Origin of the sequence: Streptomyces sp. BHT-5-2, from assembly GCF_019774615.1 — a bacterium.
Classification (GTDB): domain Bacteria; phylum Actinomycetota; class Actinomycetes; order Streptomycetales; family Streptomycetaceae; genus Streptomyces.
Genome location: NZ_CP081497.1, coordinates 2,727,175 through 2,740,885, shown reverse-complemented (window position 1 = coordinate 2,740,885; position 13,711 = coordinate 2,727,175). Strand labels below are relative to the sequence as shown.

Sequence of the window (13,711 nt, the reverse complement as noted above, 5' to 3'; positions counted from 1 at the left end):
CCGACCGAACGCCCCGCCCACCGGCCCCCCACCACGACCTCCCCTCCCCTTCCTCCACTCCACCCACTCGACACCAACTCACCCCTTCCGCAAGGGAGTCAGGTCACCATGCCCCTCGTTCCCACCGCGTCGATCGTCGATGCCGCGCGCGCCGCGCGGGTCGGCGCCGCGGCCTTCAACGTCATCCATCTGGAAACCGCCGAGGCACTGGTCACCGCCGCCGAGCGCACCGGTATCCCGCTGATCCTCCAGATCAGCGAGAACTGCATCCGCTATCACGGCAGTCTGCTTCCCCTCACCAGGGCCACGCTGGCCCTCGCCGAGGAGTCGACGGCCCGAATCGCGGTGCACCTCGACCACATCACCGACACCGAACTGGTCCACCAGGGCATCACGGCGGGCGTGCGCTCGGTGATGGTGGACGCCTCCGCCCTCCCCTACGACCAGAACGTCGCCACCACCGCCGCGCTCGCCGCCTGGTGCCATGAGCGCGGCGCATATGTCGAGGCGGAGCTCGGCGAGGTCGGCGGGAAGGACGGGGTCCATGCGCCGGGAGCGCGTACGGATCCGGACGAAGCCCTGGCCTTCGTCCGAGCCACCAGGGTGGACGCACTCGCCGTCGCCGTCGGCTCCTCCCATGCGATGCGGGAGCGCACCGCCGAGCTGGACAAGGACCTGATCGCGGAGCTGCGCACGACTCTCCCGGTACCGCTGGTTCTGCACGGCTCGTCCGGAGTGCCGGACGACGAGCTCCGCCGGGCCATCGCCGCCGGTATGACGAAGATCAATATCTCCACGCACCTGGTCTCCGTCTTCACCGGCTCAATACGGCACACGCTGGCCTCGGATCCGGCACTGGTCGACTCCCGGAAGTACGTCAAGCTGGCCCGGGAGGCGGTGGCGCAGGAGGCCACCCGGTTGCTGGAGGTACTGAACACCCCGGTTGCGGCCCCCGACGTCCAGACCGCGAAGGCGACCGTGCGTAGCTGACCTCACCGGGCCACCGGGCCACCGGGCCACCGGGAGGAGGTTCCGTGGCGCGGGACAACTACCGCTCTGCGCCCCCGGCACGGGGGCGGAGATGAGGAGGCCGGGACGAACGGAAACGACCGAGAAAGCCGAGGTGAGACGGGAGCATGGGCCGGGCAGCGCTTCAGACCGGGGAACGAATTAGGCTCGCGCCATGAAGCGCCATGAACGAATGAACGCACTGCTCGAGCTGCTCGGGGACCGGGGCCGGGTGGATGTCGAGGAGGCGGCGACCGCGCTGGAGGTCTCCGCCGCCACGATGCGGCGCGACATGGACGCCCTCGCCGAGCAGCAGTTGCTGGTCCGCACCCGGGGCGGGGCGGTACTGAGCTCGGTGGCGTACGACCTTCCGATCCGGTACAAGCAGGGGCACCGGTCGGCGGAGAAGGAGGCGGTGGCGAAGGCGGCCGCGCGGCTGGTGGAGCGCGGGGACGTGGTCGGGCTGAGCGGCGGGACTACGACCACCGCGATCGCGCGGGTGCTCGCCACCCGGGCGGACTTCGCCGAGACGGGTCCGCAGCCGGATCTGACTATCGTCACCAACTCGCTGAACATCGCCAACGAGCTGGCCGTCCGGCCGCAGATCAAGATTGTGCTCACGGGCGGTGTGGCCCATTCCCGTTCCTATGAACTGGTCGGGCCGTTCAGCGAGTTGGTACTCCAGCAGATCTCCATCGACATCGCGTTCATCGGGGCCAACGGTGTGGACCCGGCGATGGGCGCCACGGTGCACGACGAGGCGGAGGCGCGGATCAACCGGCTCATGGCCGAGCGGGCCCGGCGGGCCGTGGTCGTCGCGGACTCTTCGAAGATCGGTGAACGGTGCTTCGCGAGGGTCGGTGACGCGGATGTCTTCGACACCCTCATCACCGACGGCGCGGTGTCCGAGGAGACCCGCAGGGAGTTCGCCGAGCGCGGGCTGAAGGTGGTGGCGGCGCGCCCGACGGGGAGCGACTGACGCGGGGGGCGGCCTTGCCGAGGTCGGTCAGGTGCCGGCGGGTGTCCGGGGCCGACCGGCCGGCCGGTTACACGTCACCAGGTCGTGTCGCCGCGGAGGGTGGCGTCGGCGCCGCCGTCGATGAAGAGGATCTGACCGGTGACATGGGTGTTGTCCGGGGAGGTGAGCCAGGTGAGAAGGGGGGCGATCTGCTCGGGGCGGGCGTGACCGTGCAGCGGCATCGGCACGCTGGCGTCGACGACCTTGCGCATCCCGAGGTCGCCGAGCATCGGCGCGGTCATCGGCGTGAGGACCGTGCCGGGGGCGACGGCGTTGAGCGGTATGCCGGTGCCCGCCCAGTCCGCGGTGATGGCGGCGCAGCGAAGCCAGCGGGCGATGGCGTGCTTGGAGGAGCCGTAGATGGTGTGGCCCTCGCCGCGGTCGATAGCTGCCTGGGCGGCGCCGACGGCGCGATCCTCGTCACCGGCCAGTGCGGCGTCGACGATCACCGGGTCCGACGGATGGATGGCGGCCACGGAGGAGACGAGTACGGCGCGGGGATCGGTACCGGCGGCGAGCAGGGGGCGCAGTCCTTCGAGGGTGGCGACCGTACCGAAGTAGTTGACCTGGAGGGTGATGGGGAGGAAGTGGGCCAGTCCGGCGCAGGCGATCACTGCGTCCAGCCGTCCGTCGGTCAACTCGGCGGCGCGCTCGGCCAGTTCGGTGCGGCCGGCGAGGGTGGCGAGGTCGGCTGTGATGTCGGCGTCCCTGAGGTCGGCACCGATCACGGTGTGGCCCTGGTTGCGGAGCCGGGTCGCAGTGGCCCGGCCGATGCCGGAAGCGGCGCCGGTGACGAGGTAGGTGCGGCAGGGCATGAGCGGCTCCTTGTTCGGTTCCGTGTGAGTGGCGTGTGAGTGGCGTGTGAGTGGCGTGTGAGTGGGTGTCATGCGTGGGTCACGCGCATGCGCCTCTCACGTGGATCGCGTACGTGAATCGCTTACCTGGGCCTGGTGTTGGGTCTCCTGTCTAGAGGCCGGGCGCGGTGATGCCGCTTCTCTAACGCGGCCTCCTGCGGGGTGGTCTGCGCAGAAACCCGCAAGGCCCGCGGGGTGGTCGTGCGGCGGTCTTCCTGGCCGATTCGGTACGTGCCGCGAGGAGCGGATCGGCCACCGCATGTCGTGCGACGTGGCGGCGCGCGGACGCTCAGGCGTCTGGGCTCATGAGCGGGGACCGGCGCATGGACGGGACGGGCACATGGACGGGAGGGGGTCTGGACTGGACTGGCGTACCGAAGGTCAGTCGGGAGACCAGGCGGCGGACAGCGGAAGGGAGTGAGTGACAGGGCGGGGCGGGGCGGGGTCAATATAGCTTTTTTGGCATGACGTGCCAAGAAGCGAGTTCGTGACAACATACGGATGAGGAAGATGAGAAAGAGGTCGGATGAAGCGGCCACGGGGGACGGAGAGGCGGATGTCGGCAGTGCGAGGCAGGCCCTCGTTGACGGAGCGGCGGCGGCAGGAGACCCGGCTGGAGATCGCCGAGTCGGCGGCCACCCTCTTTTCCGAGCGGGGATACGAGGCGACGACGGTCGAGGACATCGCGTCGGCGGCGGGGATCTCGCTGCGGACCTTCTACCGCTACTGCGCGGCCAAGGAGGACGCGCTCACGCCGGTGCTCACCTCCAGCGTGGGGGTTCTCGTCGAGCGGCTCGCCGACCGGCCCTTCGACGAGCCGCTGACCACCGCGGTGCGGGCGGCGTTCGAGGACCCGGCGTCGGCTCGCAGGCTGGCCGACCCGGAGAAGGCCCGGCGGCTGATCCGGGTCATGGGCAGCGTGCCGGCGATCCGGATGCGGTGGCTGGCCTCCGGGCGGGACATGCAGGATCAGCTCGTCCCGGTGCTCGCGGCGCGCACCGGAGCTGCCGAGGACAGCATGGAAGTCCGGCTGCTGGCCTGTGCGTTGATCGATGCGCTGTCGGTCGCCATGGAGCACTGGGCATGGCAGGACGAGCCGGGCGATGTGGCGGAACTCACGCGGCAGGCTTTGGCTTATTTGCGGGTGGACGAGCTCCAGGCAGCGACCCTGGGCTGAAATTCAGGGTGCGGATGTGGAGAATGGGGCGGAGCCGGGCAGGGCTCGGCGAGCCATGACAGCTGGGGCGGCAGGGGCCGCGAAGAGGACCGGAGCGCTGGGGCGGGGCTGACCCGATGGCCGTCGCACGACGGCCGGGCAGTGGACCGCGACCGCGCGTTGAACGGGGGAAATCAGATGCGGAAGATCATGTCCATAGCGCTGGCCGGTGTGGTGTGCGGGGCCTCGCTGACGCTTGCCACCGCGACGCAGGCGGCGGCCGACCAGGTGCCGCGGTGCGCCAAGGTGCGCAAGTACTTCAGCTCGGGCGGTCAGCGTTACGTCCGGCTGATGAACCTGTGCACGCAGCGGCCGGCCTGCTACTCGATCGTCATCCCGCATCATGCGGATCAGCGCGGCCAGCTCCCCAAGGGAACGACGAAGGACGTGCGGTACGGCTCGACGGCCACGCCGCGGGCCCTGTACGTCAAGAACGTCTCCTGCTGAACGTCGAGAAGTCGAGCACAAGAGCATTTCCTGCTGAGGGCCGCGTCCACCGAGGACCGCGCCGCGCCTGCCACCGGTCGCAGCAGGCTGTCGCCGAGCACGACAGGCACTTGCGCGTTTCTCACACCCTTCTCGTTCTCGCAGGCCAGGTCGAGTGGCGGGTGTTGCCTGCCGGGCGGGCGGCCCGGTCACGTCCGTGGACGTAACCCATCACGTCACTCCGGGACGGCGATGCCGTCCAGGACCATGGCGAGGTACTGGCGGGCGATCTCCTCGGGGGTGTGGCGGCCCTCCGGGCGGTACCAGCTCGCGGCGACCCAGACGGTGTCGCGCAGGAAGCGGTAGGCCAGCCGGAGATCGAGGTCGCCGCGGAAGACACCCTCGGCCACGCCGCGTTCCAAGGTGCCGAGCCACAGCTGCTCGAACTTCCGCCGGGACTCGGTCAGATAGCCGAAACGGGGCTGGGTGGCCAGGTGCCGGGCCTCCTTCTGGTAGATCGCGACCGCGGCACGGTGCCGGTCGATCTCCCGGAACGACTCGGTGACCAGCGCCTCGATGGTCTCCCGCGGCCCGTGGCCGGCCGCCAGCACTGCGTCGTAACCAGCCCACAGCTCGTCCAGGAAGGTCGCGAGAATCTCGTCGACCATGGATTCCTTGGAGTCGAAGTGGTAGTAGAGGCTGCCCGCGAGCATGCCCGCCGCGTCCGCGATCTGGCGGACGGTGGTCGCGTTGTAGCCCTGCGCGGCGAACACCTCCGCCGCGGTGTCCAGGAGTTCGCGGCGGCGGTCCGGTGAAGCAGACCCCGTGGCCGACTCCGCCTTCCCAGGACCCTTGGCCCCCTTGGCGGCGCTCTTGGCACCCTTGGTGGTGCCCTTGGCGCTCTCGGCGCTCTTCTCGTGCTTGGCGTTTTTGACGTTCTTGGCGGTTGGCACGGGGACATTGTCGCGCGTCGGCGGGTGAGCCAGCGCATATCTTTTACTTGTAAAACACCTGCTAATGTTTTTGATATGGGGAAGCACGCCAAGCACGCCGCGAAGCAGGTCAGAGGCACGGGACGACGACCGAGGGCGGCGCGGCCGACCGTCGGGGCGCCGGGCAGGGCGGGCGGGACGGACGGGACGGGCGCGGTGCGGTTCCGGCCGCTGCCGGTCCGGAGCACGGTCCGGCTGCGGCGGCCCGTCGACATCTGGCACAAGCCGGCGCTCAGTGCCGTGGTCGCACTGGGCGTCCCGGATCTGGTGCTGTTCGGCCTGGGGCGACTCGACCTGGTGCTTTACACCTCCGCCGGGGCGATGTGCGCCCTGTACGCGCACGGTCTGCCGTACGCGGCGCGGGCCCGGACACTGCCGTGGGTGGTGCTCGGGATGGTGGCGAGCGTCGCGGTCGCGTTGACCGCGGCGTCGCTGATCACCTCGGCCGCAGTGCTGGTGGTCCTGGCGTCGCTGGTCGCCGCGGTGCACAAGATGGTGTGCGATGCGACACGGATCGGGCCGCCGGGGAATCTGATCCTGACGTTCATCGCGGCCTCGGCGTTCTTCGTGCCGCAGCGGCCGGCGGAGGTGCTGCCGCATACCGGACTGGCGCTGGCCACCGGGGCGTTCGCGTGGCTGGTGTGCATGGCGCCGGCACTGGTACGGCCGCAGGGGCCGGAGCGGATCGCCACCGCTCGGGCACTGGAGGCCGCCGCCGGGCTGCTGCGGGCGCGGGCGGAGGCCGGAGCCGAGGCCGGGATTGAGGCTGAGGCCGCACCGCCGGCCGGGCCCCCGGAGCCGGCCGGGGTGGCGCATGCCCGGCATGCCACCGCGGCGGCGGTGAACGCCGCCTGGCACGCGCTGTTCCTGGTTCCGGCCCGTACGCCGGAGAAGGCCGCGGCACGGGCGGGGCTGGAGCGGCTGTTGGTACGGGCGGAGTCCGCGTTGGGCGGGGTCCCCCGGGACGCGAAGGCGGAGGCCGGCCGGTTCGGCGACTGGGCACGGGAGCTGCGGAGCGGACGGCCGCTGCCCGAGGTCACGCTGACCGCAACTGAGGCCGCGGAACTGGCCGGTGCGGCCTGGGAGTTCGGGGTTGCGCTGGAGCCCGGCATGGATCTGCGGCAGTCGAATGCGACGACTGCCGCGTCACAGGTGTCACGTGTGCCGTGCGTGTCATCTGCGCCAGCCGCGTCATGTGTGTCACGTAGGGCGGAGGAGTCCGGTGGCGACCGTCGGGGTCGGGGGACGGACGTGCGTGGGCTGCGGCGGCCAGCGCCTGGGCGGCCGCGGGGCTTTCGGGCGGCAGTGGGACAGCTCCGCCCCGGTTCACCGCTGCTGCCCATCGGGGCGCGGGTCGCGGTGGGGTGCGTCCTGGCCGGCTGGGCCTCGTTGGCGGCGGGGGTCGGTCATCCGTACTGGGCCGTGGTGACCGCGGCGTCGATCTATCAGGCCAACACCACCCTCTCCTGGCAGCGCGCCTTCCAGCGCACCCTCGGGAACCTGCTGGGGCTGCTCCTGTTCACCGCGCTGCTGCCGTTGATCCACATCGGGGCGGGCGTGATGATCGCGCTCGCGCTAGCGTGCCAGCTCGGTGCGGAGGCCATGATCAGCCGGAACTACTGGCTCGGCTCGGTGTGTGTGACGCCGATGGCGCTGCTGCTGACCCAGTTCGGCCGACCGCTGCCGGCCGGCACGCTGATCGCCGACCGTTGGCTGGACACCGTGGTGGGTGCGGCGGTCGGGCTGGTCTGCTGCGTACTGGTCACCAACCGGCGGGCGGCCGACCGGATCGATCTGGCGCTGGAGCGGGTCGCGGAGGCCGAGGCGGCGGCGTCCAGGCTGCTGGCCGCCGGGCCCGGGGCACGCTCTTGCGCACCGAACGTTACGCGGTACGAGGTGCAGTCCGGGCGGTCCGGCGCAAACACGGTGGACCGAGTGAACGGGACGGGATGGGCGGACGGACCTGTCGGAGTGGCGGAAGCAACCGGGGTGCGCGACGCCGGTTGGGAGCGCGAGGCCGAGTGGGTCGGCTGGGCACACGAGGCCGGGTGGGCGCGGGACCGGCTCGGCGGGGCACTGGTCGAGCTGCGGGAGGCCGCCGAGGTGGCGGCCGGCGAGTGGTGGCAGCGGGCGCTCCCCGAGGAGCGGATCACCCGCGCCGAGCAGCAGGGCCACCGGACGTTGGCAGTACTGGTCCGGCGACTGGCCGCGCCCGCACTGGCCGCCTGACGTGCCTCTCGGGCCCGTCCTGGGCAGGCACAATGAGGGCGGTGGACGACCGGGATGCCGGCCGGACGGATGGCCGAGAGGAGAGTGCGGGTGACCGAGGACATCGTCGCTGGGGTGCTGCGCCAGTGGCAGCGGGTGCACCCCGGGCTGGACACCGGCCCGATGGCGGTGATCGGACGGCTCAACCGCTGTTCCGCGCTGCTACAGCAGGCCGCCGACGCGCCGCTGCGGCGGGCGGGGCTGACCCGGCCCGAGTTCGACATCCTCGGCACGCTGCGTCGGATGGACCGCGAGCTGACGCCCGGCCGGGTGGCACGGGAGACCTTCGCCTCGGGGGCGGCGGTCACCAAGCGCGTCCGGCAGTTGGAGGAGCGCGGACTGGTCAGCCGCCGGCCGGACGACCGGGACCGCCGGGTCACCCATCTCTCGCTCACCGACGAGGGGCGGGAGATCATCGACCGGCTGGTGCCCGAGCAGCTTCGGTACGAGGCCGCACTGCTGGAGGGCATCGGCGAGGCGCGGCAGGAGGAACTCTCCACGGCGCTCAGCGAGTTGCTGGTGGTGCTGGAAGGGCGACTGGCGAGCCTGATGGACTGACGGCGGGGACAGCCAGGACAACCGGGATGACCCGGGCAACCGGGATCGCCCGGACAACCGGGGTGGCCGGGTTGGCCCGCCCCTCGGTGCGGCGCGCACCCCTCCCCCAACTCCTCATGGCCCCCGCACGTCACCCATCAGGAACGCCCTCATTCCCCGGGTCATTCCCCCGGGAACGGCTCGTCGCTCCAGCGGAACCACGCCGCGTCGTCCTCGATGTGCAGCAGGAACTCCGCCACCGGCCCGTCCGGGGCGACCAGCCGGACGCCGTCACTGGCGCGGGCGTAGGCGTCCTCCCAGGCGGCCGGATCGTCGTCGATGGTGTCGACGAGGGCCAGTTCGCGAACGAAGTGCGGCCGCAGTTCGGCGAAGGCCGGGCCGGGCGTGAAGCGGCCGTTCAACCAGGGGAAGCCCGCCTCGGTGACGATGATCTCACCGACCACGTCCGCGCCCCGTTCCACCCGCCAGGTCTCCCCGATGTACGGCACTGCCGCCTCCCCTTGGTCACACTGTGACGCGCGGGAGCGCCCCGCCAGGTGCGGTGGGGAAGGTCCTGCGCGACGGTCGGACGACAGAATGGCAGACGCCGCGAGCGGGCCGAGCGGCGATGGCGGGAAAGCGTGGCAGGGCGGCCAAAGTCCGGCCATGTGAGATGAATTGACGGAGCATCAGTTCCCTTCGGCGGGCTCGGCCAGCCCCCCGAAGAGGTTGTCCAGCTGTCGGTCCAGCAGGGCGAGCGCCTGCTCGGGACCGTGGATGCCCAGCAGGACGTAGGAGGCCAGGCCGTCGGAGAGGGCGATCAGCAGCATGGCCTCGTCCTCGGTGGCGCGCTCGGGCGGGAGTTCGCCGCGCTCGGCGGCCAACCGCAGCTGGTCGGCGAAGAAGTCGCGGAGCTTGGGGATGCCGTCCCGCGCCTCCGCGGACAGGGCCGGGTCGTGGACGGCGCGGGAGTAGTAGGCGGCGCCGACCAGGAGGCCGGCGCGGCTCTCCGCGTCGAGCGGGAGCATCCCGGCGCAGCAGGCGCGGAGCACCTCACGCGGCGTGGGCTCCGCCTTCAGTGCCTGGATCCGCTGCGCGATACGTTCGGTGGCCTTGGCGTTGATGTGCCGGAGGGCGAACAGCAGCAGCTCGTCCTTGGTGCGGAAGTAGTGCTGGATCCGGCCGAGCGAGATGCCGGCCTCGGCGGCGACATCGCGCAGGCTGACCCCGTCCACGCCCCGGGTGTTCGCGAGTCGCCAGAGCGCCGCGGAGATCTCCTGGCGCCTGGCTTCGTGATCCACCTTCTTCGGCACGAGCGGTGTTCCTTCCATCCGTAGTGCCTGTGGTGCAGCGCTTTCCGGCGCCGCTTCCGCACTGTGTCTCTGCTGCCGCTTCCGTGTCGCGTCCGTGCTGCGGCTGCCGCGCTGGTCGCGCACGTCTCCGAGCGGCCGGCTTTTACAAGTCGCTCGTACCGTTATAACGTACCGCCTCACAATACGTTTGACTTGGAAAACGGTGACCCTCATGCCCGAGCACGCCGCACCGCTCCTCCGCCCGCCCCGCCACCGCGTCGATCCACGCGCCCGCGCCTGGTGGCGGACCCAGGCGCTGCTCACGCTCAGCGGCCCGATGCTGCTGACCGCGCTGGTCCTGGCGGTGCTGTCGCTCCTCTTCTTCCCCGGCGCACTGCCGTGGCTGGGGCCGCTGCTGCTCGTCGCCCTGGTCCTGCCTGCGGTGGGCTATCTCGTGGTGATGCCGCGGATGCGGTACGCGGTGCACGCCTGGGAGCTGGGCGAGCGCGCGGTCTACGCGGCGGGCGGCTGGTTCTGGCAGAAGCGGCGGATCGCGCCGCTGTCCCGTGTGCAGACGGTGGACACCCTGCGCGGGCCGATACAGCGGCGGTACGGGCTGGCGACGGTGACCGTCACCACCGCCTCGACCGCCGGCGACATCAAGATCGCCGGTCTGTCGGACGCGGATGCCGAGGCGCTCTCCCGGCGGATCGGCGAGGTCGCCCAGGACGTTCCGGGGGATGCCGCATGAGCACTCCGTGGAACACCCCCGGAGAGGGCGGCAGCACACCACCCCCCGCCTCACACCCCGAACACCCCCAGTCCATCCAGTACACCGAGCGCATCCAGCGCACCCAGCGCACCCAGCGCACCGAAGGGCACCCCCCGAGCGTCGGCGAGCCGGACTGGCGGCGGCTGAGCCCGCGCACGCTGCTGGTGCACTGCGGCTGGCTGGGTGCGCCGCTCGGTTCGCTGGCGTTGACGGCGCTGGCCACCGGCGGCCGGATCACCGGCGGCGCCTGGCTCACCCTCGCCGCGATCGCCGCCGCGTTCGCCGTGGTCACCGGGGCCGGGCTGGTCCGGTGGGCGCGCACCGGCTTCCGGGTCACCGGCGAGAGCCTGGAAGTGCGGAGCGGGCTGCTCACCCGGCGGATGCGGAGCGTGCCGCTGCACCGGATCCGCACCGTCGACCTGACGGCGTCGCCGCTGCACCGGCTGCTGGGCGTCACGGTCCTGCGGGCCGGCACCGCGGGATCCGGGGAGAGCGGCGGCGAACTGTCGCTGGAGGCCCTCGCCACGGCCGAGGGCGAGCGACTGCGCGCGGAACTGCTGGCCCGCGCGGCCACCGGGACGGTCGACGAGGATCCGGTGCTGGCGCGGATCAACTGGCGCTGGCTGCGGTACGCGCCGCTCACCTTCTGGGTCGTCGGCGGAGTGTTCGTCGCGGGCGGTTCGGCCTACCGGGTGCTGCACGAGATCGGCATCGAGCCGTGGAAACTCGGCTTCGTCCGGCGGGCGTTCGAGGAGTTCGGCAACGGGATGCTGTGGCTGACCATCCCCGCGGCGCTGCTGGCGGTGGTCCTGCTCGGCTCGGTGGGCGCGGTCGTGCTGTACGTCGAGAACTGGTGGGACTACCGCCTGGAGTGGGCGGACGCCGGCACCCTGCGGGTGCACCGGGGGCTGCTGACCACCCGCTCGGTGACCATCGAGCGCGCCCGGCTGCGCGGGGTGGTGCTGCGCGAGCCGCTGCTGCTGCGGGCCGGCGGCGGGGCGACGGTGCGTGCGGTGGCGGGCGGCCTGGGCAACAAGGAGGAGAACCGCAAGCGCAGCGGGCTGCTGCCGCCGGCACCCCGCCGGGACGCGCTACAGGTGGCGAGCGGGACACTGCAATCCCCCTTCCCCACACGGGAGATGACGGGACGTCAGGAGAGCGGTTCACTGGTGCGGCACCCGCGGGTCGCGCTGCGTCGGCGGCGGGTGCGCGGGGCGCTCTTCGGCGTGCTGCCGGGCGCCGTACTGCTGGCCGGCCTGGGGGCGGCGTTCACGGCCCCCGTGCTGCTGCACGCCGCGTGGATCTACGCGGCGGTCACCACCCCGGTGGCGCTGTGGCTGGCCCGGGACGCGTACCGGAATCTGGGGCACGGGATCGCCGGCCGCCATCTGGTCGCCCGCTCGGGCACGTTCAGCCGGGACACCCTGGTGCTGCGGCGCGAGGCGGTCGCCGCCTGGACGTTCACCACCTCGCCGTTCACCCGGCGGGCCGGGTTGGTGTCCTTGACCGCGGCGGTGGCGGCAGGTGAGGAGGGATATCGCATCCCGGATCTCGCCGAGGGCGCCGCGCCCGGTTTCGCCGCGGCGGCGACCCCGGGCCTCCTGGACGAGTTCCTCGTCCACCCGCAATCCACCCGCGGCGGCACCACCTACCAGCGACGGAAGGGCGATTCGGCACCGGAAGGGCGATTCGGCACCGGCGACATGACGTAGATCACACCCCTTGATTGTGCACGGCGGGGCCGGGCAGACCGTCCTACAGGATGACCACGCCCGCGTTCGGCGGGAAGACTCGCTGTGAGGGAGCCGCCGCGATGCATACCGCCATCGACCAAGCCGTTCAGGTCCGTCTCCTCGCGACGTCGGTCGGTCATGCGGTTCCGGCGGTGCTCCGCTACCTGCGGACCGATCCGCTGGCGGTGCGGATGACCTTCCCGCCGGAGATCTCGCTCGACGGCGCGGCGGTGGACTGGGCGTTCGCCCGGGACCTGCTCGCCGAGGGGCTGCACGGGGCGGTCGGCCGGGGCGATGTGCGGGTCCGGCCGTCGGGTCCGGACCGCACGGTGATGGAGTTCCACGCCGACGAGGGCCTCGCCATGGTGCAGTTGCGGACCGAGGACGTCCGGCAGTTCCTGGCCCGCTCGTACGAGGCGGTGCCGGCCGGGCGGGAGCACGAGTACCTGGGCGTGGAGCGGGAGCTGGCGGAGCTGTTCGGCACGGCGTGAGCGCGACGATCGCGCCGCACGGGAAGGCCGGCGGACGACACCGACGGACCGGACCGGAACGCGTAACGGACACGAACCCGTGGGGGACGACGACCGGGCGGAACCCGCACAAACCGGAAATGACGAACGGGCCGGTGGTGACCGGCCCGTTCAGCTGTTTTCGGGGTCTCCGGGGCGGGCTACCGCTGCGGGAAGCCGAACCCGTAGCCCTGCTGCTTCATCCACGGCAGCAGTCGCTTCAGCGCCTCGACGGTACGGGCGCGGTTGCCGCCGCCGTCGTGGAAGAGGACGGTGGGGCCGTTGCGGAGTTCGCCGCGGACGGTCGACTCGATCTGCGCGACGCCGCCGCCCTCGAAGTCCTTGCTGTCGACGTTCCAGCCCAGCGGGCGCATGCCGTGGTCGGCGGCCAGCTTGCGGCTGTAGGGGGTGAAGGCGCCGCCGGGGGCGCGGTAGTACTCGACCTTGGCGCCGCCGGCCGCGTCCTCGATCATCTTCTGGGCGTCGAGGATCTGCCGGGACTGGTAGTCCTCGGAGCGGTGGTCCATGCCGGTGTTGTGGCTGACGGTGTGGTCGCAGAGCCGGTGTCCGTCTGCCACCACCTTCTTGACGAGGTCGGGGTGGGCGGCGGCCTGCGGGCCGATCATGCAGAAGGTCGCCTTGACGCCGTTCTCCTTGAGGGCCGCCAGCACCTTCGGGGTCCAGACGGGGTCCGGGCCGTCGTCGATGGTGATGTTCAGGCTGCGGCCGGGACGGTCGGAGGCGTGCACGATGGACGGGTCGACCGGAGCGGTGCGCGGCGGCTGGGCCGGCTTGGCGTGGTTGATCGTGTCGGCCTCCGCGCTCGGCTGGAGGAAGGCGAACGCCCCCGCCACCGCCAGTGACGCCACCGCCGCGGTGGTCACGCCGATGATCCCGCCCTCGATTCCGAAGCGCCGTCCCGTGCCGAAGCGCCGTGCCATGTCAAACCCGCCCCTCATGTGCTCTGCTGTATTCCTGCCGGCGGCCTGGTGTGCCCCTTTACACGGACGCCGCCTGCACCCCCTCAGATGCACAGGACTCGGGGCAGGATGCTCCTGTTACGGATCCATCATGAAACTTATTGAT

14 protein-coding genes are annotated in these 13,711 nt (G+C 71.6%); 9 read left to right on the top strand and 5 right to left on the bottom strand.

Annotated elements, in window-relative coordinates:
- Positions 1–108 precede the first annotated feature (108 nt).
- Together K2224_RS39835 and K2224_RS39830 are read left to right on the top strand one after the other, a co-directional pair.
- Complete coding sequence (locus K2224_RS39835; RefSeq protein ID WP_221911946.1) at positions 109–990, top strand: class II fructose-bisphosphate aldolase; 882 nt, start codon at positions 109–111, stop codon at positions 988–990.
- Between the two features lie 193 nt (positions 991–1,183).
- Entirely contained in the window at positions 1,184–1,987 is an 804-nt protein-coding gene (locus K2224_RS39830; protein WP_221911945.1) for a DeoR/GlpR family DNA-binding transcription regulator, read from the top strand.
- 74 nt (positions 1,988–2,061) lie between these two features.
- On the opposite strand, the gene K2224_RS39825 is transcribed toward K2224_RS39830, so the two are convergent.
- Positions 2,062–2,841, bottom strand: a complete 780-nt coding sequence (locus tag K2224_RS39825) for an SDR family oxidoreductase (protein WP_221911944.1) — start codon at positions 2,839–2,841, stop codon at positions 2,062–2,064.
- Between the two features lie 595 nt (positions 2,842–3,436).
- Between K2224_RS39825 and K2224_RS39820 the strand changes: the two genes are divergently transcribed.
- Together K2224_RS39820 and K2224_RS39815 are read left to right on the top strand one after the other, a co-directional pair.
- Positions 3,437–4,057: a TetR/AcrR family transcriptional regulator gene (locus tag K2224_RS39820; RefSeq protein ID WP_221911943.1), complete on the top strand. Its 621-nt coding sequence runs from the start codon at positions 3,437–3,439 to the stop codon at positions 4,055–4,057.
- Between the two features lie 177 nt (positions 4,058–4,234).
- Entirely contained in the window at positions 4,235–4,543 is a 309-nt protein-coding gene (locus K2224_RS39815; protein WP_221911942.1) for a hypothetical protein, read from the top strand.
- A gap of 215 nt (positions 4,544–4,758) precedes the next feature.
- On the opposite strand, the gene K2224_RS39810 is transcribed toward K2224_RS39815, so the two are convergent.
- Positions 4,759–5,313, bottom strand: coding sequence for a TetR/AcrR family transcriptional regulator (locus K2224_RS39810; RefSeq protein ID WP_221912299.1), 555 nt, complete (start codon positions 5,311–5,313; stop codon positions 4,759–4,761).
- Positions 5,314–5,670: 357 nt separating this feature from the next.
- Here K2224_RS39810 and K2224_RS39805 point away from each other — a divergent pair, with 357 nt between their 5' ends.
- Positions 5,671–7,743: an FUSC family protein gene (locus K2224_RS39805; RefSeq protein WP_221912297.1), complete on the top strand. Its 2,073-nt coding sequence runs from the start codon at positions 5,671–5,673 to the stop codon at positions 7,741–7,743.
- A gap of 90 nt (positions 7,744–7,833) precedes the next feature.
- Positions 7,834–8,340, top strand: coding sequence for a MarR family winged helix-turn-helix transcriptional regulator (locus tag K2224_RS39800; RefSeq protein ID WP_221911941.1), 507 nt, complete (start codon positions 7,834–7,836; stop codon positions 8,338–8,340).
- A gap of 161 nt (positions 8,341–8,501) precedes the next feature.
- On the opposite strand, the gene K2224_RS39795 is transcribed toward K2224_RS39800, so the two are convergent.
- Together K2224_RS39795 and K2224_RS39790 are read right to left on the bottom strand one after the other, a co-directional pair.
- A complete protein-coding gene (locus tag K2224_RS39795; RefSeq protein WP_221911940.1) occupies positions 8,502–8,828 on the bottom strand; it encodes a hypothetical protein in 327 nt (108 codons plus the stop codon).
- A gap of 180 nt (positions 8,829–9,008) precedes the next feature.
- A complete protein-coding gene (locus K2224_RS39790) occupies positions 9,009–9,632 on the bottom strand; it encodes a TetR/AcrR family transcriptional regulator (RefSeq protein WP_221911939.1) in 624 nt (207 codons plus the stop codon).
- A 211-nt stretch (positions 9,633–9,843) separates the two neighbouring features.
- Between K2224_RS39790 and K2224_RS39785 the strand changes: the two genes are divergently transcribed.
- From K2224_RS39785 to K2224_RS39775, 3 genes are all read left to right on the top strand, one after another.
- On the top strand, positions 9,844–10,362 hold the full coding sequence (locus K2224_RS39785) for a PH domain-containing protein (protein ID WP_221911938.1): 519 nt from the start codon (positions 9,844–9,846) through the stop codon (positions 10,360–10,362).
- Entirely contained in the window at positions 10,359–12,095 is a 1,737-nt protein-coding gene (locus tag K2224_RS39780) for a PH domain-containing protein (RefSeq protein WP_221911937.1), read from the top strand. The genes K2224_RS39785 and K2224_RS39780 overlap by 4 nt, the downstream gene beginning before the upstream one ends.
- A 101-nt stretch (positions 12,096–12,196) precedes the next feature.
- The gene (locus tag K2224_RS39775; RefSeq protein WP_221911936.1) at positions 12,197–12,607 is read left to right on the top strand and encodes an SsgA family sporulation/cell division regulator; all 411 of its coding nucleotides are present in this window, start codon (positions 12,197–12,199) and stop codon (positions 12,605–12,607) included.
- A 179-nt stretch (positions 12,608–12,786) separates the two neighbouring features.
- Here the strand turns inward: K2224_RS39775 and K2224_RS39770 are convergent, their stop codons facing one another.
- On the bottom strand, positions 12,787–13,566 hold the full coding sequence (locus K2224_RS39770; protein WP_221911935.1) for a polysaccharide deacetylase family protein: 780 nt from the start codon (positions 13,564–13,566) through the stop codon (positions 12,787–12,789).
- Positions 13,567–13,711: the final 145 nt, after the last annotated feature.